The organism is Micromonospora sp. C28SCA-DRY-2 (assembly GCF_030519475.1).
In the GTDB taxonomy this organism is placed as follows: domain Bacteria; phylum Actinomycetota; class Actinomycetes; order Mycobacteriales; family Micromonosporaceae; genus Micromonospora.
In genome coordinates this window covers 971,517-993,789 of sequence record NZ_JAUMKD010000002.1, presented here as the reverse complement: position 1 = coordinate 993,789, position 22,273 = coordinate 971,517, and the positions used below count along the sequence as shown (strand labels likewise).

At 69.7% G+C, this 22,273-nt stretch carries 36 protein-coding genes; 35 read left to right on the top strand and 1 reads right to left on the bottom strand.

Annotated features, from left to right (window positions below; translation table 11 throughout):
* Positions 1-46: 46 nt before the first annotated feature.
* From tuf to truA, 34 genes are all read left to right on the top strand, one after another.
* A complete protein-coding gene (gene tuf, locus Q3W71_RS13075; RefSeq protein WP_088997372.1) occupies positions 47-1,240 on the top strand; it encodes an elongation factor Tu in 1,194 nt (397 codons plus the stop codon).
* A gap of 350 nt (positions 1,241-1,590) precedes the next feature.
* The gene (gene rpsJ / locus Q3W71_RS13070; RefSeq protein ID WP_007073037.1) at positions 1,591-1,899 is read left to right on the top strand and encodes a 30S ribosomal protein S10; all 309 of its coding nucleotides are present in this window, start codon (positions 1,591-1,593) and stop codon (positions 1,897-1,899) included.
* An 11-nt stretch (positions 1,900-1,910) separates the two neighbouring features.
* Positions 1,911-2,576 (top strand): 50S ribosomal protein L3, encoded by a 666-nt coding sequence (rplC, locus tag Q3W71_RS13065; RefSeq protein WP_302919525.1) that lies wholly within the window; start codon positions 1,911-1,913, stop codon positions 2,574-2,576.
* The gene (rplD, locus tag Q3W71_RS13060; RefSeq protein ID WP_302919524.1) at positions 2,573-3,223 is read left to right on the top strand and encodes a 50S ribosomal protein L4; all 651 of its coding nucleotides are present in this window, start codon (positions 2,573-2,575) and stop codon (positions 3,221-3,223) included. Before rplC ends, rplD begins: the two co-directional genes overlap by 4 nt.
* A complete protein-coding gene (gene rplW / locus Q3W71_RS13055; RefSeq protein WP_088997375.1) occupies positions 3,220-3,522 on the top strand; it encodes a 50S ribosomal protein L23 in 303 nt (100 codons plus the stop codon). Before rplD ends, rplW begins: the two co-directional genes overlap by 4 nt.
* 12 nt (positions 3,523-3,534) lie before the next feature.
* Complete coding sequence (gene rplB, locus Q3W71_RS13050) at positions 3,535-4,374, top strand: 50S ribosomal protein L2 (protein ID WP_302919523.1); 840 nt, start codon at positions 3,535-3,537, stop codon at positions 4,372-4,374.
* A gap of 12 nt (positions 4,375-4,386) precedes the next feature.
* Positions 4,387-4,668: a 30S ribosomal protein S19 gene (gene rpsS, locus Q3W71_RS13045; protein WP_007073032.1), complete on the top strand. Its 282-nt coding sequence runs from the start codon at positions 4,387-4,389 to the stop codon at positions 4,666-4,668.
* 40 nt (positions 4,669-4,708) lie between these two features.
* Positions 4,709-5,164 (top strand): 50S ribosomal protein L22, encoded by a 456-nt coding sequence (gene rplV, locus Q3W71_RS13040; protein WP_088997377.1) that lies wholly within the window; start codon positions 4,709-4,711, stop codon positions 5,162-5,164.
* Positions 5,164-6,018, top strand: a complete 855-nt coding sequence (gene rpsC, locus Q3W71_RS13035) for a 30S ribosomal protein S3 (RefSeq protein ID WP_088997378.1) — start codon at positions 5,164-5,166, stop codon at positions 6,016-6,018. Before rplV ends, rpsC begins: the two co-directional genes overlap by 1 nt.
* A gap of 3 nt (positions 6,019-6,021) precedes the next feature.
* Positions 6,022-6,447 carry a 50S ribosomal protein L16 gene (gene rplP / locus Q3W71_RS13030; RefSeq protein ID WP_007465292.1) on the top strand — a complete coding sequence of 142 codons (426 nt, stop codon included), beginning with the start codon at positions 6,022-6,024 and terminating at the stop codon, positions 6,445-6,447.
* The gene (gene rpmC, locus Q3W71_RS13025; RefSeq protein ID WP_088991888.1) at positions 6,447-6,683 is read left to right on the top strand and encodes a 50S ribosomal protein L29; all 237 of its coding nucleotides are present in this window, start codon (positions 6,447-6,449) and stop codon (positions 6,681-6,683) included. Before rplP ends, rpmC begins: the two co-directional genes overlap by 1 nt.
* The gene (rpsQ, locus tag Q3W71_RS13020; protein ID WP_088991889.1) at positions 6,680-6,955 is read left to right on the top strand and encodes a 30S ribosomal protein S17; all 276 of its coding nucleotides are present in this window, start codon (positions 6,680-6,682) and stop codon (positions 6,953-6,955) included. The genes rpmC and rpsQ overlap by 4 nt, the downstream gene beginning before the upstream one ends.
* 98 nt (positions 6,956-7,053) lie before the next feature.
* On the top strand, positions 7,054-7,422 hold the full coding sequence (rplN, locus tag Q3W71_RS13015) for a 50S ribosomal protein L14 (protein WP_007073026.1): 369 nt from the start codon (positions 7,054-7,056) through the stop codon (positions 7,420-7,422).
* A complete protein-coding gene (gene rplX, locus Q3W71_RS13010; protein ID WP_172896341.1) occupies positions 7,419-7,739 on the top strand; it encodes a 50S ribosomal protein L24 in 321 nt (106 codons plus the stop codon). The genes rplN and rplX overlap by 4 nt, the downstream gene beginning before the upstream one ends.
* The gene (gene rplE / locus Q3W71_RS13005; protein WP_088997379.1) at positions 7,739-8,308 is read left to right on the top strand and encodes a 50S ribosomal protein L5; all 570 of its coding nucleotides are present in this window, start codon (positions 7,739-7,741) and stop codon (positions 8,306-8,308) included. Before rplX ends, rplE begins: the two co-directional genes overlap by 1 nt.
* 1 nt (position 8,309) lies before the next feature.
* The gene (locus tag Q3W71_RS13000) at positions 8,310-8,495 is read left to right on the top strand and encodes a type Z 30S ribosomal protein S14 (RefSeq protein WP_007073023.1); all 186 of its coding nucleotides are present in this window, start codon (positions 8,310-8,312) and stop codon (positions 8,493-8,495) included.
* A gap of 96 nt (positions 8,496-8,591) precedes the next feature.
* Positions 8,592-8,999 (top strand): 30S ribosomal protein S8, encoded by a 408-nt coding sequence (gene rpsH / locus Q3W71_RS12995; RefSeq protein ID WP_088997380.1) that lies wholly within the window; start codon positions 8,592-8,594, stop codon positions 8,997-8,999.
* A 16-nt stretch (positions 9,000-9,015) separates the two neighbouring features.
* Positions 9,016-9,558, top strand: coding sequence for a 50S ribosomal protein L6 (rplF, locus tag Q3W71_RS12990; RefSeq protein WP_088991890.1), 543 nt, complete (start codon positions 9,016-9,018; stop codon positions 9,556-9,558).
* Complete coding sequence (gene rplR, locus Q3W71_RS12985) at positions 9,555-9,944, top strand: 50S ribosomal protein L18 (protein ID WP_132393096.1); 390 nt, start codon at positions 9,555-9,557, stop codon at positions 9,942-9,944. The genes rplF and rplR overlap by 4 nt, the downstream gene beginning before the upstream one ends.
* A 33-nt stretch (positions 9,945-9,977) precedes the next feature.
* On the top strand, positions 9,978-10,592 hold the full coding sequence (gene rpsE / locus Q3W71_RS12980; RefSeq protein ID WP_088997381.1) for a 30S ribosomal protein S5: 615 nt from the start codon (positions 9,978-9,980) through the stop codon (positions 10,590-10,592).
* Positions 10,592-10,774: a 50S ribosomal protein L30 gene (gene rpmD, locus Q3W71_RS12975; RefSeq protein WP_012015110.1), complete on the top strand. Its 183-nt coding sequence runs from the start codon at positions 10,592-10,594 to the stop codon at positions 10,772-10,774. Before rpsE ends, rpmD begins: the two co-directional genes overlap by 1 nt.
* On the top strand, positions 10,774-11,217 hold the full coding sequence (gene rplO / locus Q3W71_RS12970) for a 50S ribosomal protein L15 (protein WP_088991891.1): 444 nt from the start codon (positions 10,774-10,776) through the stop codon (positions 11,215-11,217). Before rpmD ends, rplO begins: the two co-directional genes overlap by 1 nt.
* A gap of 235 nt (positions 11,218-11,452) precedes the next feature.
* On the top strand, positions 11,453-12,781 hold the full coding sequence (gene secY / locus Q3W71_RS12965; RefSeq protein WP_302919522.1) for a preprotein translocase subunit SecY: 1,329 nt from the start codon (positions 11,453-11,455) through the stop codon (positions 12,779-12,781).
* On the top strand, positions 12,782-13,435 hold the full coding sequence (locus tag Q3W71_RS12960; RefSeq protein ID WP_302919521.1) for an adenylate kinase: 654 nt from the start codon (positions 12,782-12,784) through the stop codon (positions 13,433-13,435).
* 83 nt (positions 13,436-13,518) lie between these two features.
* Complete coding sequence (gene map, locus Q3W71_RS12955; RefSeq protein WP_302919520.1) at positions 13,519-14,364, top strand: type I methionyl aminopeptidase; 846 nt, start codon at positions 13,519-13,521, stop codon at positions 14,362-14,364.
* 109 nt (positions 14,365-14,473) lie between these two features.
* Positions 14,474-15,019, top strand: coding sequence for a DUF1707 domain-containing protein (locus Q3W71_RS12950; protein ID WP_302919519.1), 546 nt, complete (start codon positions 14,474-14,476; stop codon positions 15,017-15,019).
* Positions 15,020-15,263: 244 nt separating this feature from the next.
* Positions 15,264-15,485, top strand: a complete 222-nt coding sequence (gene infA, locus Q3W71_RS12945; protein ID WP_007073013.1) for a translation initiation factor IF-1 — start codon at positions 15,264-15,266, stop codon at positions 15,483-15,485.
* Between the two features lie 88 nt (positions 15,486-15,573).
* A complete protein-coding gene (gene rpmJ / locus Q3W71_RS12940; RefSeq protein WP_012184307.1) occupies positions 15,574-15,687 on the top strand; it encodes a 50S ribosomal protein L36 in 114 nt (37 codons plus the stop codon).
* Positions 15,688-15,950: 263 nt separating this feature from the next.
* Positions 15,951-16,331 carry a 30S ribosomal protein S13 gene (gene rpsM / locus Q3W71_RS12935; protein WP_007073012.1) on the top strand — a complete coding sequence of 127 codons (381 nt, stop codon included), beginning with the start codon at positions 15,951-15,953 and terminating at the stop codon, positions 16,329-16,331.
* Positions 16,332-16,418: 87 nt separating this feature from the next.
* Positions 16,419-16,826 (top strand): 30S ribosomal protein S11, encoded by a 408-nt coding sequence (rpsK, locus tag Q3W71_RS12930; protein ID WP_007073011.1) that lies wholly within the window; start codon positions 16,419-16,421, stop codon positions 16,824-16,826.
* Positions 16,827-16,839: 13 nt separating this feature from the next.
* Positions 16,840-17,466, top strand: coding sequence for a 30S ribosomal protein S4 (rpsD, locus tag Q3W71_RS12925; protein WP_155330244.1), 627 nt, complete (start codon positions 16,840-16,842; stop codon positions 17,464-17,466).
* Between the two features lie 96 nt (positions 17,467-17,562).
* The gene (locus Q3W71_RS12920) at positions 17,563-18,585 is read left to right on the top strand and encodes a DNA-directed RNA polymerase subunit alpha (protein WP_120684293.1); all 1,023 of its coding nucleotides are present in this window, start codon (positions 17,563-17,565) and stop codon (positions 18,583-18,585) included.
* Positions 18,586-18,619: 34 nt separating this feature from the next.
* Positions 18,620-19,180 (top strand): 50S ribosomal protein L17, encoded by a 561-nt coding sequence (gene rplQ / locus Q3W71_RS12915; protein ID WP_302919518.1) that lies wholly within the window; start codon positions 18,620-18,622, stop codon positions 19,178-19,180.
* A gap of 68 nt (positions 19,181-19,248) precedes the next feature.
* A complete protein-coding gene (gene truA, locus Q3W71_RS12910) occupies positions 19,249-20,079 on the top strand; it encodes a tRNA pseudouridine(38-40) synthase TruA (protein ID WP_302919517.1) in 831 nt (276 codons plus the stop codon).
* 151 nt (positions 20,080-20,230) lie between these two features.
* On the opposite strand, the gene Q3W71_RS12905 is transcribed toward truA, so the two are convergent.
* Positions 20,231-21,469: a hypothetical protein gene (locus Q3W71_RS12905; RefSeq protein WP_302919516.1), complete on the bottom strand. Its 1,239-nt coding sequence runs from the start codon at positions 21,467-21,469 to the stop codon at positions 20,231-20,233.
* Positions 21,470-21,651: 182 nt separating this feature from the next.
* Between Q3W71_RS12905 and Q3W71_RS12900 the strand changes: the two genes are divergently transcribed.
* A complete protein-coding gene (locus Q3W71_RS12900; protein ID WP_302919515.1) occupies positions 21,652-22,257 on the top strand; it encodes a class I SAM-dependent methyltransferase in 606 nt (201 codons plus the stop codon).
* The last annotated feature ends 16 nt before the right edge of the window (positions 22,258-22,273 follow it).

The following is a 22,273-nucleotide window of genomic DNA, read 5'->3' as shown; positions in this document are numbered from 1 at the left end:
GGCGCACCGGGGCGAACGAACCAAGAAAGTCCACAGGAGGACACCAGTGGCGAAGGCGAAGTTCGAGCGGACTAAGCCGCACGTCAACATCGGCACCATTGGTCACATCGACCACGGTAAGACGACGCTGACGGCGGCCATCACCAAGGTCCTGCACGACCAGTACCCGGACCTGAACCCGTACACGCCGTTCGACGAGATCGACAAGGCGCCCGAGGAGAAGGCCCGCGGCATCACGATCTCGATCGCGCACGTCGAGTACCAGACCGAGGCGCGGCACTACGCGCACGTCGACTGCCCCGGTCACGCGGACTACATCAAGAACATGATCACCGGTGCCGCCCAGATGGACGGCGCGATCCTGGTGGTCGCGGCGACCGACGGCCCGATGCCGCAGACCCGCGAGCACGTGCTGCTGGCCCGCCAGGTCGGCGTGCCGTACATCGTCGTGGCGCTCAACAAGAGCGACATGGTCGACGACGAGGAGCTCCTGGAGCTCGTCGAGCTCGAGGTCCGCGAGCTGCTCTCGTCGCAGGAGTACCCGGGTGACGACCTGCCGGTCGTGCGGGTCTCGGCGCTGAAGGCCCTCGAGGGTGACCCCGAGTGGACCGGCAAGCTGATGGACCTGATGACCGCTGTCGACACCGCGATCCCGCAGCCGGAGCGCGAGACCGACAAGCCGTTCCTGATGCCGATCGAGGACGTCTTCACGATCACCGGTCGTGGCACCGTCGTCACCGGTCGCGCGGAGCGCGGCGTGCTCAAGCCGAACGAGGAGGTGGAGATCGTCGGCATCCGCGAGAAGTCGATCAAGACCACCTGCACCGGCATCGAGATGTTCCGCAAGCTGCTCGACGAGGCCCGCGCGGGTGAGAACGTCGGTCTGCTGCTGCGTGGCATCAAGCGCGAGGACGTCGAGCGCGGCATGGTCGTCATCAAGCCGGGCACCACGACCCCGCACACGGAGTTCGAGGCGACCGTCTACATCCTCTCCAAGGAGGAGGGCGGCCGGCACACCCCGTTCTTCCAGAACTACCGTCCGCAGTTCTACTTCCGGACCACGGACGTCACCGGTGTCGTCACGCTCCCCGAGGGCACCGAGATGGTCATGCCGGGTGACAACACCACCATGACGGTGAAGCTGATCCAGCCCATCGCCATGGAGGAGAACCTCAAGTTCGCGATCCGCGAGGGTGGCCGCACCGTCGGCGCCGGGTTCGTCACCAAGATCATCAAGTGAGCTAGGTAACCCCGATTAGACCCGCCGCCGGTCGTGCGGCATACTAGTCAGGTTGCGTAACGACAGTTCGTCGCTCGTGTTCGGCCTTCACCGAACCGCCGAGCGGTAGGACAGTCGGGCGTAGGGTGGTTGGCGGCCAGTCCGCCAACCACCCTCGCACGGCGTTCAGGTCGCGGTAGTGCGATCGGCGCCTTGACCCACCGCGCGGTCAGAATCGCTCCGGAGTCCCGGGGCGGAGCCTGGCCCGAGGGCGCGACACGCCCGACCGCGGGGGTCGGCGAAGTGGGCCTGTGCCAGCCGGTACAGGCGCCCGCAACACAGCGGCATCGAGAGAAGGAACAGAAGCCACCATGGCGGGACAGAAGATCCGCATCCGGCTCAAGGCCTATGACCACGAGGTCGTCGACTCCTCGGCTCGGAAGATCGTCGAGACGGTGACGCGCACCGGGGCGCAGGTCGCAGGCCCGGTGCCGCTGCCCACGGAGATCAACCGTTTCTGCGTTATCCGCTCGCCGCACAAGTACAAGGACTCGCGCGAGCACTTCGAGATGCGCACGCACAAGCGGCTGATCGACATCATCGACCCGACCCCGAAGACGGTCGACTCGCTCATGCGCCTCGACCTGCCGGCTGGCGTCGACATCGAGATCAAGCTGTAGGGACCGGACAAATGGACAGGCAAGTTAAGGGGATCCTGGGCGCGAAGCTCGGCATGACCCAGGTCTGGGACAACAACCGTGTTGTCCCGGTGACCGTGGTTCAGGCCGGCCCCTGCGTCATCAGCCAGGTTCGTGACGCCGACAAGGACGGTTACTCCGCGGTCCAGCTGGCGTACGGCACGATCGACCCGCGCAAGGTCAAGAAGCCGATCAGCGGGCACTACGCGAAGGCGGACGTGGCGCCGCGCCGGCACATCGTCGAGCTGCGCACCACCGACGCCGCGGACTACTCGCTGGGCCAGGAGGTCACGGTCGAGCAGTTCCCGGTCGGCATGTCGGTCGACGTGACCGGCAAGACCAAGGGCAAGGGCTACGCCGGCCCGATGAAGCGGCACGGTTTCCACGGTCTGCGCGCCAGCCACGGTGTCGAGCGCAAGCACCGCTCGCCCGGCTCGATCGGCGCCTGCGCCACCCCGGGTCGCGTCTTCAAGGGCACCCGGATGGCGGGCCGGATGGGTGGGGTGCGCTTCACCGTCCAGAACCTGACCGTCCAGGCGGTCGACACCGAGAACAACCTCCTGCTCGTCCGCGGCGCCATCCCCGGCCCCAAGGGCGCGCTGGTCCTGGTCCGCAGCGCGGCCAAGACCAAGGTGAAGAAGGGCGGTGTGGCCAAGTGACCACCGTTGACGTCCTCAACGTCGAAGGCGACAAGGCGGGCTCCGTCGAGCTGCCGGCCGACATCTTCGACGCGCAGGCCAACGTCGCGCTGATGCACCAGGTCGTGGTGGCTCAGCTCGCGGCGGCCCGGCAGGGCACGCACAAGACCAAGACCCGCGGCGAGGTCGCCGGCGGCGGCAAGAAGCCGTACAAGCAGAAGGGCACCGGTCGCGCCCGGCAGGGCTCGATCCGCGCGCCGCAGTTCGCCGGCGGTGGCGTGGTGCACGGTCCCGTGCCGCGCGACTACAGCCAGCGGACCCCGAAGAAGATGAAGGCCGCCGCGCTGCGGGGTGCCCTCTCCGACCGGGCCCGCGCCGGGCAGGTGCACGTCGTCGAGGCGTTCGTCTCGGGCGAGAAGCCGTCGACCAAGGCCGCCCTGGCCACGCTGGCCAAGCTGACCGACGCCCGCCGGGTGCTGGTCGTGCTGAGCAGCACCGACGAGCTGAACTGGGTGTCGCTGCGCAACGAGCCGCGGGTGCACCTGATCGAGGCCGGCCAGCTCAACACGTACGACGTGCTGGTGGCCGACGACGTGGTCTTCACCAAGGACGCCCTGGACGAGTTCCTCGGTGTTCCCGCCGAGACCACCGAGGAGGGTGGCAAGTGAGCACGATCGCCGACCCGCGCGACATCATCGTGGCGCCGGTCGTCTCGGAGAAGAGCTACAGCGAGCTGAACCGCAACTGGTACACCTTCCTGGTGCACCCGGACGCGAACAAGACGGAGATCAAGATCGCGATCCAGCAGATCTTCAACGTCCGCGTCCTGACGGTCAACACGCTCAACCGCGAGGGCAAGCGCAAGCGGACCCGCACCGGGTTCGGCCAGCGCAAGGCCACCAAGCGGGCGATGGTGAAGCTGGCTGACGGTGACCGTATCGAGGCCTTCGGCGGCCCGGTCAGCTGAGGGGTGTAGACAATGGCTATCCGTAAGTACAAGCCGACGACGCCGGGCCGGCGTGGCTCGAGCGTCGCCGACTTCGCCGAGATCACCCGGTCGACGCCCGAGAAGTCGCTGCTGGCTCCGCTGCCCAAGAAGGGCGGTCGCAACGCCCACGGCCGGATCACCACCCGGCACCACGGCGGCGGCCACAAGCGGCAGTACCGTCTGATCGACTTCAAGCGGGTCGACAAGGACGGCGTGCCGGCGAAGGTCGCGCACATCGAGTACGACCCGAACCGCACCGCGCGCATCGCGCTGCTGCACTACGCCGACGGCGAGAAGCGGTACATCCTCGCGCCGAAGGACCTGAAGCAGGGCGACACCGTCGAGTCGGGTCCGGGCGCGGACATCAAGCCGGGCAACAACCTGCCGCTGCGCAACATCCCGGTCGGTACCACGATCCACAACGTGGAGCTGCGTCCCGGTGGTGGCGCCAAGCTGGCCCGCTCGGCCGGTGTCGGCATCCAGCTGCTCGGCCGCGAGGGCGCGTACGCGACCCTGCGCATGCCGTCCGGCGAGATCCGGCGGGTCGACGTCCGCTGCCGCGCCAGCGTCGGCGAGATCGGCAACGCCGACCAGTCGAACATCAACTGGGGTAAGGCCGGCCGGATGCGGTGGAAGGGCAAGCGCCCGACCGTCCGTGGTGTCGCGATGAACCCGGTCGACCACCCGCACGGTGGTGGTGAGGGTAAGACCTCCGGTGGTCGCCACCCGGTGAACCCGCAGGGTAAGCCCGAGGGCCGCACCCGTCGTAAGGGCCAGCCGAGTGACCGGCTGATCGTCCGCCGCCGCTACGCCACGCGTAAGCGCGGCTGAGGGAGATAAGACATGCCTCGCAGCCTGAAGAAGGGCCCGTTCGTCGACGACCACCTGCTCAAGAAGGTGGAGACGCAGAACGACAAGGGCTCGAAGAACGTCATCAAGACCTGGTCGCGGCGCTCGACGATCATCCCCGAGATGCTGGGCCACACGATCGCGGTGCACGACGGACGCAAGCACGTCCCGGTGTTCGTGACCGAGGCGATGGTCGGGCACAAGCTCGGCGAGTTCGCGCTGACCCGCACGTTCAAGGGTCACGAGAAGGACGACCGGAAGAGCCGTCGGCGCTGACGCCGCGGGCATACGGATAGAGGAACAAGGGGTTACAGCGATGCCAGGAAAGGGCGACGCTCCGGTGCTTCCGGGCGCGCGGGCGGTTGCGCGGCACGTGCGCATCTCGCCGATGAAGGCGCGCCGGGTGGTCAACCTCGTCCGCGGTTTGCCCGCGAAGGAGGCGCTCACGGTGCTGCAGTTCGCGCCGCAGGCCGCGAGCGAGCAGGTGTACAAGGTGCTCGCGAGCGCGATCGCCAACGCGGAGAACAACGAGCGGCTGGACCCCGACGCGCTGCTCGTCAGCGAGGCGTACGTGGACGAGGGCCCGACCATGAAGCGGTTCCAGCCGCGGGCGCAGGGCCGGGCGTACCGGATCCGGAAGCGCACCTGCCACATCACGGTGGCGGTCGAGGCCGTCGCGCCGGCCGCCCCGCGTAAGGCCGCGAAGAAGACGGCCCCGGCGAAGCAGGCCGCGCCGGCCGAGACGCAGAGCAACACGGAGGGCGCGGAGTAATGGGTCAGAAGGTTCACCCGCACGGGTTCCGGCTCGGTATCTCGACCGACTGGAAGTCCCGCTGGTTCGCGGACAAGCTCTACAAGGACTACATCGGCGAGGACGTCAAGATCCGCCGGATGATGTCCAAGGGCCTGGAGCGCGCCGGCATTTCCAAGGTCGACATCGAGCGCACCCGGGACCGGGTCCGGGTCGACATCCACACCGCCCGGCCGGGCATCGTCATCGGCCGGAAGGGTGCGGAGGCCGACCGGATCCGCGGCGAGCTGGAGAAGCTGACCGGCAAGCAGGTGCAGCTCAACATCATCGAGGTGAAGAGCCCCGAGTCGGACGCTCAGCTGGTCGCGCAGGGCGTGGCCGAGCAGCTGTCCAGCCGGGTCAGCTTCCGTCGGGCGATGCGCAAGGCCATGCAGTCGGCGATGAAGAACCCGGTCTGCAAGGGCATCCGGGTGCAGGTCTCGGGCCGCCTCGGCGGCGCCGAGATGAGCCGGACCGAGTTCTACCGCGAGGGCCGGGTCCCGCTGCACACGCTGCGGGCCAACATCGAGTACGGCTTCTTCGAGGCCCGTACCACCTTCGGCCGGATCGGCGTGAAGGTCTGGATCTACAAGGGCGACGCGGTGCCGGGTCGGGAGACCCCGGCCGAGGCTCCGTCGCGCCCGCGCCGTGAGCGCGGCGACCGCCCCGAGCGGCCGCGCCGTGGTCGGTCCGGCTCGTCCGGCACGACCGCCGGCGGCACCGAGGCCGGCCGGGCCGCCGCGACCACGCTCGCGCAGCAGGCCGAGACGCCGAGTGGTGACGCGGTGGATCCCGCCGCCGTCGCCGCCGCGGCAGAAACGCAGCAGGAGGGCTGACAGATGCTGATGCCGCGCAAGCCCCCGAAGGGCTTCCGCAAGCCGCACCACCCGGACCGCAGCGGCGCGTCCAAGGGCGGTAACCGGGTGGTGTTCGGCGAGTTCGGGATCCAGGCTCTCGAGCCGGCGTACGTGACGAACCGCCAGATCGAGTCGGCGCGTATCGCGATGACCCGCCACATCAAGCGTGGTGGCAAGGTCTGGATCACCATCTTCCCGGACCAGGCCCTCACCAAGAAGCCGGCGGAAACCCGGATGGGTTCCGGTAAGGGTTCGCCCGAGTGGTGGGTCGCCAACGTGAAGCCGGGACGGGTGCTCTTCGAGATGTCCTTCCCCAACGAGCAGATCGCGCGAGAGGCGATGCGTCGCGCGATCCACAAGCTCCCGATGAAGTGCCGCATTGTGACGCGCGAAGTGGGTGAATCCTGATGGCAGCGGGCGTTAAGGCCGCCGAGCTGCGTGAGCTCTCCGAGGAGGAGCTGGTCACGCGGCTGCGCGAGGCCAAGGCGGAGCTGTTCAACCTCCGCGTGCAGGCCGCAACCGGGCAGCTGGACAACAACCGGCGGCTGCAGGTCATCCGTCGGGAGATCGCCCGGATCTACACGATCATGCGTGAGCGCGAGCTGGGGCTCTCGGCCGCGCCGACTGAGGTGACTGCATCATGAGCGAGAACACCACCGCCACCGCGCGGGCCCGCCGCAAGGTGCGTGAGGGCCTCGTGGTCAGCGACAAGATGGAAAAGACCGTCGTGGTCGAGGTCGAGGACCGGGTCAAGCACGCGCTGTACGGCAAGATCATGCGCCGGACCAGCAAGCTGAAGGTGCACGACGAGCAGAACTCGGCCGGCATCGGCGACCGGGTCCTGATCATGGAGACCCGGCCGCTCTCCGCGACCAAGCGGTGGCGGCTCGTGGAGATCCTCGAGAAGGCCAAGTAGCGAAGGCTCGAGCTCGGCCGGCCTCGGTCGGGCGCAGGTTCCGCCAGGCTCCGGCCGCCGCGGTGCGGCCGGAGAACCGGCAGACATAGGAGATAGACGTGATTCAGCAGGAGTCGCGACTGCGCGTCGCCGACAACACGGGTGCCCGGGAGATCCTGTGCATCCGGGTTCTCGGTGGCTCCGGTCGGCGCTACGCGAGCATCGGCGACGTCATCGTGGCCACCGTCAAGGACGCGATCCCGGGTGCCGGTGTGAAGAAGGGCGACGTCGTCAAGGCGGTCGTCGTTCGCACCGCCAAGGAGAAGCGGCGCCCGGACGGCTCGTACATCCGCTTCGACGAGAACGCCGCCGTCATCATCAAGGACGGTGGGGACCCGCGCGGCACCCGTATCTTCGGCCCGGTGGGCCGGGAGCTGCGGGACAAGCGGTTCATGAAGATCATTTCTCTCGCGCCGGAGGTGTTGTGACCGTGAAGGTCAAGAAGGGCGACACGGTCGTCGTCATCGCCGGCAAGGACAAGGGTGCCAAGGGCAAGGTCATCGCGGCCTACCCGCGGCAGGACAAGGTCCTGGTCGAGGGCGTGAACCGGGTCAAGAAGCACACCCGCATCAGCACCACCCAGCGTGGCGCCAAGACCGGTGGCATCGTCACCCAGGAGGCCCCGATCCACGTCTCGAACGTGCAGGTCCTGGACTCCGACGGGAAGCCGACCCGCGTCGGCTACCGGATCGACGAGAACGGCCAGAAGGTCCGCATCGCGCGTAGCACCGGTAAGGACCTGTGATGAGCACGGCTACCGAAACCAAGACCATGCCGCGCCTCAAGGAGCGGTACCGCAACGAGATCGTGGCCCAGCTGCGCGAGCAGTACAACTACGGCAACCCGATGCAGGTGCCGCGGCTGGTCAAGATCGTCGTCAACATGGGTGTCGGCGAGGCCGCCCGGGACGCCAAGCTGATCGACGGCGCCGTCCGCGACCTGGCCACCATCACCGGTCAGAAGCCGCAGGTGCGGCGGGCGACCAAGTCCATCGCGCAGTTCAAGCTGCGCGAGGGCATGCCGATCGGCGCGAAGGTGACCCTGCGCGGCGACCGGATGTGGGAGTTCCTGGACCGGCTGCTGTCGATCGCGCTGCCGCGTATCCGTGACTTCCGCGGTCTGGACGGGCGCAAGCTCGACGGGCACGGCAACTACACGTTCGGTCTGACCGAGCAGTCGGTGTTCCACGAGATCGACCAGGACAAGATCGATCGGCAGCGGGGCATGGACATCACGGTGGTCACCACCGCCACGACCGACGACGAGGGCCGGGCGCTGCTCAAGCTCCTGGGCTTCCCGTTCAAGGAGAACTGAGATGGCCAAGAAGGCGCTGATCCTCAAGGCGGCCGCGAAGCCGAAGTTCTCGGTTCGCGCGTACACCCGCTGCCAGCGGTGCGGGCGTCCGAAGGCGGTCTACCGCAAGTTCGGTCTCTGCCGGGTGTGCATCCGGGAGATGGCCCACCGCGGTGAGCTGCCCGGCGTGTCCAAGGCTTCCTGGTAATAGCCCGGCGCGCTTCGCGCGTCAGCTGAACTGTCTCTTCGCCGTAGGCCCCGGGCCGTGCCCGGGGAACCCCGGCGAGAAAGGTTGACGAATTTCATGACGATGACCGACCCGATCGCAGACATGCTCACGCGTCTGCGTAACGCCAACCAGGCGTACCACGACCGGGTGACGATGCCGTACTCCAAGATCAAGGCGAACATCGCCGAGGTCCTGAAGTCCGAGGGTTACATCTCCACCTGGTCGGTCGAGGAGCCCGAGGAGGGCGCCGTCGGCAAGCGACTGGTCGTCGAGCTGAAGTACGGCCAGAACCGGGAGCGGAGCCTGGCCGGCATCAAGCGCGTGTCCAAGCCCGGTCTCCGGGTGTACGCCAAGTCGGACGGGCTCCCGCGGGTGCTCGGCGGGCTGGGCGTGGCGATCATTTCGACGTCCCAGGGGCTGCTCACCGACCGGCAGGCCCGCAAGCGGAGCGTTGGCGGGGAAGTCCTCGCCTTCGTCTGGTAACGGGAGACAGGTAGAAATGTCGCGTATTGGACGTAAGTCGATCCCGGTACCGTCCGGTGTCGATATCACCATCGACGGCCAGACCGTCAAGGTCAAGGGCCCGAAGGGCGAGCTGTCGCACACCCTGGCCGAGCCGATCACCATCGAGCGGGCCGAGGACGGGCAGCTGAACGTCAACCGCCCGAACGACGAGCGCAAGGCCAAGGAGCTGCACGGCCTGAGCCGGACCCTGGTCGCCAACATGATCGTCGGCGTCACCGAGGGCTACCGTAAGAGCCTGGAGATCGCCGGTACCGGTTACCGGGTCACGGCCAAGGGCAAGGACCTGGAGTTCGCGCTCGGGTTCTCGCACCCGGTCACGGTGCAGGCGCCGGACGGCATCACCTTCACGGTGGAGAAGCCGACCCTGTTCCACGTGGCCGGCATCGACAAGCAGCTGGTCGGCGAGGTCGCCGCCAACATCCGGAAGATCCGTCCGCCGGAGCCCTACAAGGGCAAGGGTGTCAAGTACCAGGGCGAGGTCATCCGCCGCAAGGCTGGAAAGGCAGGTAAGAAGTGAGCGCCACGCTGCTCAAGCGCCGCCGCGGCGTTGCCGCCAAGCGCGCCGTCGGGCGTGCGCGCCGGCACTTCCGGGTCCGCAAGAACGTCAGCGGCACCGCCGAGCGTCCCCGCCTCGTGGTCACCCGCTCCCTGCGGCACATCGTCGCCCAGATCGTGGACGACACCAAGGGTCACACCCTGGCGTCGGCCTCGACCCTGGACGCGTCGCTGCGCGGTGCGGAGGGCGACAAGAGCGCCCTGGCCGGCAAGGTCGGCGCCCTGCTCGCCGAGCGGGCCAAGGCCGTCGGCGTCTCCAAGGTCGTCTTCGACCGCGGTGGCAACCGGTACGCGGGGCGGGTCGCCGCGCTGGCCGATGCCGCCCGCGAAGCCGGGCTCGAGTTCTAACAACCCCGTCACGAGAGAGAAGGAAGGCTGCTGATGCCAGGTCAACAGCGCCGTGGCGGCGGGTCCGGTGGCAACGAGGGTGGTCGCCGCGACAACCGCCGTGAGGGCGGCCGCGGAAACGCGCCCGTCGAGAAGACCCCGCACCTCGAGCGGGTCGTCGCGATCAACCGCGTCGCCAAGGTCGTGAAGGGTGGTCGTCGCTTCAGCTTCACCGCCCTGGTGATCGTGGGCGACGGCGACGGCACGGTCGGCGTGGGCTACGGAAAGGCCAAGGAGGTGCCCGCGGCGATCGCCAAGGGTGTCGAGGAGGCCAAGAAGCACTTCTTCAAGGTGCCGCGGATCGGTCAGTCGATCCCGCACCCGGTCCAGGGCGAGGACGCCGCCGGCGTCGTGCTGCTCAAGCCGGCCTCCGCCGGTACCGGTGTCATCGCCGGTGGTCCGGTGCGTGCCGTGCTGGAGTGCGCGGGCATCCACGACGTGCTCTCCAAGAGCCTCGGGTCGTCCAACCCGATCAACATCGTGCACGCCACCGTGGCGGCGCTGAAGGGGCTGGAGTCCCCCGAGGCCGTCGCCCAGCGTCGTGGCCTGCCGGTGGAGGACGTCGCGCCGGCCGCCATGCTGGCGTCGCGGGCGGGGGTGGCTTCCTGATGGCACGTCTCAAGGTCACCCAGGTCCGGTCCGAGATCGGGACCAAGCAGAACCAGCGTGACTCGCTGCGCTCGCTCGGTCTCAAGCGGATCAACGACGTGGTGGTCAAGGAGGACCGGCCCGAGATCCGCGGCATGATCTTCACTGTGAACCACCTCGTGAAGGTCGAGGAGGTCGAGTAATGACGATCAAGGTCCACCACCTGCGCCCGGCGCCGGGTGCCAAGACCGCGAAGACCCGGGTGGGTCGCGGTGAGGGCTCCAAGGGCAAGACCGCCGGTCGCGGTACCAAGGGTTCGAAGGCCCGCAAGAACATCTCCGCGGCGTTCGAGGGTGGGCAGATGCCCATCCACATGCGCCTGCCGAAGATGAAGGGCTTCAAGAACAAGTTCAAGGTGGTCTTCCAGGTGGTCAACCTGGACCGGCTCGCCGAGCTGTTCCCGAACGGCGGCCAGGTCGGCCCGCTGGAGCTGGTCGAGGCCGGCGCGGTCCGCAAGGGCCAGCCGGTCAAGGTGCTCGGCACCGGCGACCTCGGTGGCGTGGCTCTCCAGGTGTCGGCGCACGCGTTCAGCGCGTCGGCCAAGGAGAAGATCACCGCTGCCGGTGGCTCGGTCACCGAGCTGTAAGGACTGTACGACCCGTGGCGCCCGTCCAGTTGCCCGCAACTGGCGGGCGCCACGGTCTACCTGGGCCCTGTGCGCCGGGTAACATCAAACTCGGTTTATGTAGCCGGGCACATCTGCCCGGACCGGGATCGGGCTGTTAGAGTCCCTTCCCAGCTATGGATATCGGGCACTCGCCCGGCACCCACCCCGACCCGCCAGGGATCACCGGCGGCCCGCCTCGCGCAGGAGGAAGAAGTTGCTGTCCGCCTTTCTCAGTGCGTTCCGTACGCCTGACCTGCGCAAGAAGCTGCTGTTCACAGTAGGCATCATCGCGATCTACCGGCTCGGCGCCACGCTGCCGAGCCCGGGCGTGTCCTACGGCAACGTGCAGAAGTGCCTCGACACCATCCAGGGCGACTCCACGAGCGTCCTGAACCTGCTGAACCTCTTCTCCGGCGGCGCGCTGCTGCAGCTCTCGGTCTTCGCGCTGGGCATCATGCCCTACATCACCGCGTCGATCATCCTGCAGCTGCTGACCGTCGTGATCCCGCGGCTGGAGCAGCTCCGCAAGGAGGGCCAGGCCGGCCAGGCGAAGATCACCCAGTACACCCGTTACCTGACCCTGGGCCTCGGTGTCCTGCAGGCGTCGGCGTTCGTCGCGCTGGCCCGCTCCGGGCAGCTGTTCAACAACCAGTGCGACCAGTTCCCGATCATCCCCGAGGGCACCGGCATCCCGGACTGGCTGACCCTGACCATCCTGGTGATGACGATGACCGCCGGCACCGGTGTGGTCATGTGGCTCGGTGAGCTGATCACCGACCGCGGCGTCGGCAACGGCATGTCCGTGCTGATCTTCACCTCGATCGCCGCCCGGCTCCCCAGCGAGGGCTGGCAGATCAAGCAGAGCCAGGGCTGGTGGAAGTTCTTCCTGGTCATCGCGCTGGTCCTGGTGGTCATCACCGCTGTCACCTTCATCGAGCAGGCGCAGCGCCGGATCCCGGTGCAGTACGCCAAGCGGATGATCGGCCGGCGGATGTACGGCGGCACCTCGACCTACATCCCGCTGAAGGTCAACCAGGCGGGTGTCATCCCGGTCATCTTCGGGTCGTCGCTGCTCTACCTGCCGCAGCTGGCGCTCCAGTTCTTCGACCAGACCAACCCCGGCAAGACGCAGGCGTGGATCCAGAACAACCTGGTCGACCCGACCAGCCCGATCTACATCGCTGTCTACTTCCTGCTGATCATCTTCTTCACGTACTTCTACGTCTCGATCACGTTCAACCCGACCGAGGTCGCTGACAACATGAAGAAGTACGGCGGCTTCGTGCCGGGCATCCGCCCCGGCAAGCCGACCGCCGACTACCTCGACTTCATCCTCAGCCGGATCACCCTGCCGGGCGCCCTCTACCTGGGCATCATCTCGATCCTGCCGAACTTCTTCTTCATCTGGCTGGACAAGCAGCAGTACATGAACTTCCCGTTCGGCGGTACCGCTGTGCTGATCATGGTTGGCGTCGGTCTGGAGACCACCAAGCAGATCGAGAGCCAACTGATGCAGCGGAACTACGAAGGGTTCCTGCGGTAGATGAGACTCGTTCTGGTTGGCCCGCCGGGCGCGGGCAAGGGCACGCAGGCCGAGTTCATCGCCGCGCACCTCTCGGTGCCGAAGATCTCGACCGGAGACATCTTCCGGGCCAACGTGTCCCAGGGGACCCCGCTCGGCGTCGAGGCGAAGCGCTACATGGACGCCGGCAAGCTGGTGCCGGACGAGGTGACCATCAACATGGTTCGGGACCGGCTCGCCGAGCCGGACGCCAGCGAGGGCTTCCTGCTCGACGGCTTCCCCCGCACGACCCCGCAGGCGGCCGCGCTCGACAAGCTCCTCGCCGACCTGGGCACCGCGCTCGACCTGGTGCTCGAACTGGTCGTCGACGACGACGAGGTGATCCGCCGGCTCTCCGGCCGGCGGACCTGCCGGGGCTGCGGCAAGATCTGGCACGTCGAGTTCGACCCGACCACCCGGGACGGCATCTGCGACCGCTGCGGCGCCGAGCTGTTCCAGCGCGACGACGACAAGCCGGAGACCATCGCCGCCCGGCTGCGGGAGTACGCGGAGAAGACCGCGCCGCTGGTCGACTACTACGGCGCCCAGGGCAAGCTCGTCGGCATCGACGCGACCGGTCCGGTGGAGGACGTCACCGTCCGCGCCATCGACGCCCTGCGCTCCTACAGCGGCTGACGTCCCGCCCACGGCGGATAGAGTGCGAACAGCGGGGTACGTCCGGCGTGCCCCGCTGTTCGGCAACGAAAGGTAACGGCTCCATGCGTCGTCCCCAGCTGGACATCCAGCTGAAGACCCCCGACCAGATCGAGAAGATGCGCGCCGCCGGTCTGGTGGTCGCCGAGGCCCTGCGCCGGATGCGTGCCGCGGTCGCCCCCGGGGTCAGCACCGCCGACCTGGACGCGATCGCCGAGTCGACCATCCGCGAGGCCGGGGCGGTCCCGTCGTTCAAGGGCTACCACGGCTTCCCCGCCTCGATCTGCTCCTCGGTCAACGAGCAGGTGGTGCACGCGATCCCGGCACCCGAGCAGGTGCTCCACGAGGGCGACCTGATCTCGATCGACTGTGGCGCGGTGCTGAACGGCTGGCACGGCGACGCCGCCATCACCGTCGGCGTGGGCGAGGTCGACCCGACCCTGCTGAAGATGGCCACGGTGGCCGAGGACGCCATGTGGGCCGGTATCGCCGCGGCGGCGCGGGGCGCGGCCAGCGGCAAGGGCCGGCTCACCGACATCTCGCACGCGGTGGAGGACGCGGTCCGCCGGGGCGGGCGGTACGGCATCGTCGACGGCTACGGCGGGCACGGCATCGGCACCGAGATGCACCAGGACCCGCACGTGCTCAACCACGGCCGGCCGGGTAAGGGCCCCCGCCTGGTGCCCGGCATGGCGCTGGCCATCGAGCCGATGATCACGATGGGCTCGCCGCGCACCGTGGAGCTGGCCGACGGCTGGACAGTGGTGACCCGGGACGGCTCGGTCGCGGCGCACGTCGAGCACACGATGGCGCTGCTGCCCGACGGGGTGTGGGTGCTGACCGCCGAGGACGGCGGCCGGGCCCGCCTCGGTGACCTGGTCACCGCCCGCCAACCCGCCCCGACCCCCTGACCCAGCCCTCGCTCCACCCGCCCCCGTCCCATCCGCCCCCGTCCCACCCGGGTGGGGCGGCCGGTTCGGGGGTTCGTGGGGGTGGTGGGGCGGTGGCATGCTTGCGGGCATGGAGGGGCGGGACGGGATGCGGGCCGCCGATGCCGACCGTACGGCGGTGGCCGACCGGCTGCGGGTGGCGCTCGACGAGGGCCGGCTGAGCCTGTACGAGTACGACGAGCGGTTGCAGCAGGCCTACGCCGCCCGCACGTACGCCGAACTGGACGCGCTGGTGAGCGACCTGCCGGCGGTGACGCCCCCGGCCGCGTCCGCGCTCGCGGAACCGGCGGACGCCGTCCCGGCGCCGGCCCACCCGGCTGCCGCCCGCCGGGCGGCCGCCCGCTGGCTGGCCGAGGTCTGGCTGCCCTACCTCCAGGTGGTGCCGATCGTGGTGGCCATCTGGGCGATTTCCTCCCTGTACGCACGCGATCTGCTGTATTTCTGGCCGGGCTGGGTGGCCGGGCCGTGGGGCGCGCTGCTGCTGGTGCGCACCGTCACCGGCCTGGCCGGGGGTGAGCCGCGGCGGTGGGAGGCCGAGCGGGAGCGCCGGCGCCGGCGGAAGCTGGCGAAGCGGGCCCGCCGGCGGGCGCTGGAGGCCGGCGGCCCGGACGAGTAGCCACTCACCCGGCGGGATGGGCGGATTTGCCCGGTACGGTGAATCCGCTGGTGGCCGGTTTGGCGACGGCGTGCAGGCGCGCGTACACTGACTGATCGGCGCACAGCGTCCACTCCGGCATGCCCACCAAGCGCTTCGGTGGGACTCGGAGCCGCGGCTGGCGCGGGCTTACTGATCATGGTCAGTCACCCGTGTAAGACGTTGTGGGCCGTCCGGAGCAACCGACGTCAGGACAGCGGAGGACATGCCGAAAAAAGACGGAGCCATCGAGATCGAGGGTCGGGTCATCGAGCCCCTGCCGAACGCCATGTTCCGGGTGGAGCTCGCGAACGGCCACAAGGTGCTGGCTCACATCAGCGGCAAGATGCGGCAGCACTACATCCGCATCCTGCCGGAGGACCGGGTCGTCGTCGAACTGTCGCCGTACGACCTGACCCGCGGGCGCATCGTCTACCGCTACAAGTAAGCCTGACGACGGCCGGGTCGTCCCGTGTCCGTCTTCGACGTCCGGGTCGCACGTCGCGACTCCGGGCCAGATGGGAAGTAAGGCAACCGTGAAGGTCAAGCCGAGCGTCAAGAGGATCTGCAACAAGTGCCGGGTGATCCGCCGGCACGGCCGGGTCATGGTCATCTGCACCGACCCGCGCCACAAGCAGCGCCAGGGCTGAACCAGTCCCACCGGTCGTGACACGGCCGGTCGGATCGGTCCGGGCCGCAGATCCAGACAACACATCACCTAGCTCGTCCCAGCCGCGAGCGGTACGCAGCGCGTACTCCCTCGTGGTTGACCCCCGGTCGGAGGCCGGGGCCCGCTCGGGCAGCGACCGATCCCGGTCGCCGGCGCGGTAAGCGCCGGAAGGACGGGACGGTCGGTAGCGGGGTGGGACGGGTCCACACCTCCGCCAGAACATCACGAGGAGTACGCCCGCACATGGCACGTCTAGTCGGCGTCGACCTCCCCCGCGAGAAGCGGATGGAGATCGCGCTCACCTACATCTTCGGCGTGGGTCGCACCCGCGCCCTGGAGACGCTCGCCGCCACCGGCATCTCGCCGGACAAGCGCGCCCGGGACCTCACGGACGAGGAGCTGGTCCAGCTCCGCGACCACATCGAGGCCAACTACAAGGTTGAAGGCGACCTGCGCCGCGAGGTCGCCGCGGACATCCGCCGCAAGGTCGAGATCGGCTGCTACGCCGGTATCCGGCACCGCCGGGGTCTCCCCGTGCGTGGCCAGCGGACGCGGACCAACGCCCGCACCCGCAAGGGCCCGAAGCGGACCGTCGCCGGCAAGAAGAAGCCCGGCAAGAAGTAAGACGAAAACCGGAATCCGGGTCGGCGTCCGCCGAGGTAGGCCGGACTCCAACCTGTTTCGGTAAGTCAACTAGGAGCGCACAGACTTATGCCACCGAAGGCTCGTGCCGGAGCCGCCGTCAAGAAGGTCCGGCGCAAGGAACGCAAGAACGTCGCCCACGGGCAGGCGCACATCAAGAGCACCTTCAACAACACCATCGTGTCCATCACGGACCCGACCGGTGCGGTCATCTCCTGGGCCTCCGCGGGCCAGGTGGGCTTCAAGGGCTCGCGCAAGTCGACCCCGTTCGCCGCGCAGCTGGCCGCCGAGGCCGCCGCGCGCCGGGCGATGGAGCACGGCATGCGCAAGGTCGACGTGTTCGTCAAGGGCCCCGGCTCCGGCCGGGAGACCGCCATCCGTTCGCTGCAGGCCGTGGGCCTGGAGGTCGGTCAGATCTCCGACGTGACCCCGCAGCCGCACAACGGGTGCCGTCCGCCGAAGCGTCGCCGGGTCTGAGAGGTAGAGAGAGATGGCTCGTTACACCGGTGCTGACTGCCGCCGTTGCCGGCGGGAGAAGATGAAGCTGTTCCTCAAGGGCAGCAAGTGCGATGGCCCGAAGTGCCCGTTCGAGTCCCGGCCGTTCCCGCCCGGGCAGCACGGCCGCGGCCGCACCAAGGAGACGGAGTACCTGCTCCAGCTCCGCGAGAAGCAGAAGGCCCGCCGCGTCTACGGCGTGCTGGAGAAGCAGTTCCGCGGTTACTACGAGGAGGCCGTGGCCAAGCAGGCCAAGACCGGTGAGGTCCTCCTGCAGATCCTCGAGTCGCGGCTGGACAACGTGGTCTACCGGGCCGGCTACGCCAGCTCCCGCGACCAGGCCCGTCAGCTGGTCAAGCACGGCCACTTCACGGTGAACGGCAAGAAGGTCGACATCCCGTCGTACCGGGTCAAGGAGCACGACATCATCGAGGTGCGGGAGAAGAGCAAGCAGCTCACCCCGTTCCTGGTGGCGCAGGCTCAGGCCGGTTCGCGGTCGGTTCCGGCGTGGCTGGAGGCCATCCCGAGCCAGATGAAGATCCTCGTGCACTCGCTCCCGGCCCGCCAGGTGATCGACACCCAGGTCCAGGAGCAGCTGATCGTCGAGCTCTACTCCAAGTAAGGGCTCGTTGCGGTGGCCCGCCCTCCGGGGCGGGCCACCGGAACAGTTTGTGTCGTGGGCGTCATATAGCGGGCGCCCCGGAAGAGAAGAGAAGACATGCTCATCAGCCAGCGACCGTCTCTTTCCGAAGAGTCGATCAACGAGACCCGCTCCCGGTTCACCATCGAGCCGCTGGAGCCGGGCTTCGGCTACACCCTGGGCAACTCGCTGCGGCGTACGCTGCTGTCGTCGATCCCGGGTGCGGCGGTGACCTCGATCAAGATCGACGGCGTGCTGCACGAGTTCACCACGATCCCCGGGGTCAAGGAGGACGTGGTCGAGCTCGTCATGAACATCAAGGAGCTCTGCGTCAGCTCGGAGCACGACGAGCCGGTCAGCATGTACCTGCGCAAGCAGGGCCCGGGCGACGTGACCGCGGGTGACATCCAGCCGCCGGCCGGCGTCTCGGTGCACAACCCGGACCTGAAGCTCGCCACCCTCAACGGCAAGGGCCGGCTCGACATGGAGCTGACCGTCGAGCGGGGCCGGGGCTACGTCACGGCGGCGCAGAACAAGCAGGCCGGCGCCGAGATCGGCCGGATCCCGGTCGACTCGATCTACTCGCCGGTGCTGAAGGTCACCTACCGGGTCGAGGCGACGCGTGTCGAGCAGCGGACCGACTTCGACCGGCTGATCATCGACGTCGAGACCAAGCCGTCGATGGGCCCGCGCACCGCGCTGGCCTCCGCCGGGTCGACGCTGGTGGAGCTCTTCGGGTTGGCCCGGGAGCTGGACGAGACCGCCGAGGGCATCGACATCGGGCCGTCCCCGCAGGACGCCCAGCTCGCGGCGGACCTGGCCCTGCCGATCGAGGAGCTGGACCTGACCGTCCGCTCCTACAACTGCCTCAAGCGCGAGGGCATCAACACCGTTGGTGAGCTCATCGGGCGTACCGAGGCCGACCTCCTCGACATCCGCAACTTCGGCCAGAAGTCGATCGACGAGGTCAAGATGAAGCTCGCCGGGATGGGGCTGGGGCTGAAGGACTCGGCTCCGAACTTCGATCCGGCGCACGTCGTGGACGCCTTCGGCGAGGCCGACTACGACACCGACGACTACCGCGAGACCGAGCAGCTCTAGTCCGCGCTGCCGCCACACCTGAGGAGCACCAAGCATGCCCACGCCCACCAAGGGCCCCCGCCTCGGCGGCAGCCCCGCGCACGAGCGGCTGATGCTGGCCAACCTGGCCACCGCGCTGTTCCAGCACGGCAAGATCCAGACCACCGAGACGAAGGCCCGGCGGCTGCGTCCGCTGGCCGAGCAGCTCATCACCAAGGCCAAGCGCGGCGACCTGGCGTCCCGCCGGCGGGTGCTGGGTGTCGTCAAGGACAAGGACGTGGTCTACGCCCTGTTCGACCAGATCGCGCCGCGGTACGCCAACCGCAACGGCGGCTACACCCGGATCGTGAAGACCGGTCCGCGCAAGGGTGACGCCGCGCCGATGGCGATCATCGAGCTGGTCGAGGAGCTTCAGGCCGCCGAGCCGAAGGCGAACAAGAAGACCGCCGCCCGCAAGGCGGCCCAGCAGGACAAGGTCGAGGCGCTCGCCCCGGCGGAGGAGACCCCGCGGTCGAACTCCGGCGACCAGGACGCCGAGCCGCCGGTGTCGGCGTCCGGCGACACCCCGGCCGCGCGCGAGGACAGCGACGAGGCCGGCGAGAACGACAAGGCCTGAGCCAGGCCACCATCGGGCCCGGCATCCCTCACGGGGTGCCGGGCCCGACCCGTGAGGCGGAGGTACGAGTGGACGAGCGCACCCGGCTGCGGTTGGACGTCGCGTACGACGGCACCGACTTCTCCGGCTGGGCCGCCCAGCCGACCCGGCGCACGGTCGCCGGGGTGCTCGTGCAGACCCTCGACCTGGTGCTCGGCGCGGGTGTCGCGACCGGGCTGACCGTGGCCGGCCGGACCGACGCCGGGGTGCACGCCACCGGCCAGGTCTGCCACCTCGACCTGCCCACGGCGGTCTGGCGGGAGCGGGCGGGGACGCTGCTGCGCCGGCTGGCCCGGCTGCTCCCCACCGACGTGCGGGTACGCGCGATGACCGAGGTGCCGGCCGACTTCGACGCCCGGTTCTCGGCCACCTTCCGCCGCTACGAGTACCGGGTCACCGACGCCCCGTACGGCGCGGAGCCGCTGCGCCGGCACGAGATCCTGGCCTGGCCGAAGCCGCTCGACCTGGACGCGCTGAACGCCGCGGCGGCCGGGCTGGTGGGGGAGCACGACTTCGCCGCGTACTGCCGGCGCAAGGAGAACGCCACCACGCTGCGCGAGGTGACCCGGCTGGACTGGCGGCGCGACCCGGACGGCGTGCTGGTCGCCACCGTCCAGGCGGACGCGTTCTGCCAGGCGATGGTGCGCAGCCTGGTCGGCGCGATGCTGGTGGCCGGGGACGGCCGCCGGCCGGTGGACTGGCCGGCGGGCCTGCTGACCCGGCGGGAGCGGTCCAGCGAGGTGACCGTCGCGCCGGCGCACGGGCTCACCCTGGTGGCGGTCGGCTACCCCGACGACCCGGCCGAGTACGCCCGCCGCGCCGACCTCACCCGCCGGCTCCGGGTACCGACCGAGTCCTGACCGGTCGCCCGGGCGGCCGCACGCCGGACGTCTCGCCCGTCGGTAGTCCGCCCGCCCTCGACCAGGATCACCGCGAGCGCGCCGCTGAGCCCGCCCGCACATGCGAACGGGTGCGCGGCCCGCGGCCGCGCACCCGTGCTCGTCGCAGCGGTCAGTCGCCCGACCGCTCGTCCTCCTCGGCGCGGCCGTTGTCGGCGCCGGTGCCGTCGTCGGTCGGGCCCGCCGTCGGCTGGCCGGCCACGCCGCCGTCGGCCCGCCGCTCCAGCACCCCCTGGTTCAGGTGCAGCTCGATCATGTCGAAGAGGATCTCGCGGACCGCCGTGTCACCGGACCGGATGCTCTCGCCGTCGGCCCGGACGACCACGGCGTAGGCGAGGTAGTGGCCGCGTACCTGCCAGCCCACCCGGGCCGGGGCGGTGGCCATCGCCTCGGTGCCGGCATCGGCGGCCATGCCCCGGAACCGGCCCTGCCGCTCGTCGAGCAGCTGCCGGATCCGGTCCCGGGCCCGCTCGGCGCTGGCCCGGTCGGTGAGGTTGAACAGCCCGGCGGTGACCAGGTGGTCGCCGTCCGGGGTGCGCAGCGTGGCCCGCACCACCTGGCTGCACCCGAGCCGGACCAGCAGGTCGGCGACCTCGTCGGTGGCCGCCACCGCGCAACTGGCGCTGGACTGGGTCTTCAGCACCTGGTATGCGGGCTGCCCGTCGGCGACCGCCAACTGCTTGCCGGGGAAGACCTCCTTGGCGGTGAGCGGCGCCTGGTCGGTGTCCCGGGAGTCGAGGTAGTCGGACTCGGGCGCGGCCGACTGGGCGACGCCCGGCTGGGTGGTGGCCTCCGGTGTCGGGTTGCCGGTGCGGTCCATCAGCAGGGCGGCGGCCCCGAGGCCACAGAGAGCGAGCAGCACGAGGACGGCGGCGCCGCCGATCAGCACCTGCCACATGCGACCGCCGCGCCGGGCCGCCGGCAGCGGCTCGGCCGGTCCGGCGGCGGTGTACGCGCCGGGCGGTTCGGTCGGCGGCGGCGAGTACCGCTCGGCCGGCGTCGACTCGGCCGGCGGCGGGGGGCAGGTCTCCGGGCGGGATCGCTCGACCGGCGAGGCGGCGTAGCTCGGTTCGGCCGCCGGCACCAGGTCGCTCGACGGCACCGGGTCATGCGACGGCACCAGGTCATGCGACGGCACCGGGTCATGCGACGGCACCGGGTAGCGCGGCGGCGCGGGGTCGTCGGCGGGCGGCGACGCCACCCGGGTGACCCGGGGCAGCGACGGGGTGGGGAAGCGGGACGGGGAGGGCCCAGCCGGCGGTGGCGGACCGGCGCCGAGCACCGACCGGTCGGACCCGGACCCCGGGTACTCCACGTATGCGTCCTCATCGGACTCGTACCGATACACCATGTCGCCCAGACTAGGAGTGATTGTCCCTTTAGGGGGTAATAATGGGAAATTGTCGTGCGGGGTGTTTCGGGTCGTGCTGCGTCCGCACCCCGGACGACCCCGGGAGACCCTCGACGACCCCGGGACACGACCCCCGACGGCCCGGGCCGGGAGCGCGCACCGGCGGTGCGAGAATTGCCGGCGTGACCGGCGACCACTACTTCACCGCTGAACCCGCGACCGCCGCCGCGCCCCGCGAGGTCGAGTTCTCCGTCGCCGGCCGCGACTACACGCTGGCCTCCGCCGGCGGCGTCTTCTCCGCCGACCGGCTCGACCCCGGCACCGCGGTGCTGCTGCGCAAGGCCGACCTGCCCGCGCCCGGCACCACCGGCGACCTGCTCGACCTCGGCTGCGGGTTCGGGCCGATCACCTGCGTGCTGGCCGACGCGGCACCGGCGGCCACGGTCTGGGCGGTCGACGTCAACGAGCGGGCCCGGGCGCTCACCGCCGCCAACGCCGCGCGGACCGGCGCGGCCGACCGGGTACGCGTCGCCGCCCCGGACGCCGTGCCGCACTCGGTGACCTTCGCCCAGCTCTGGTCCAACCCGCCGATCCGGATCGGCAAGGACGAGCTGCACCGGCTGCTGCTGCGCTGGCTGCCCCGGCTGGCCCCGGACGGGGTCGCCTGGCTGGTGGTCGCCCGGCACCTGGGTGGCGACTCGCTGCACCGCTGGCTGGTCGAGCAGGGTTGGCAGGTCGAGCGGCGGGCCAGCCAGAAGGGCTACCGGGTGCTGCGCGTCACCCGGTAATTGGTTGGGCCGCCCG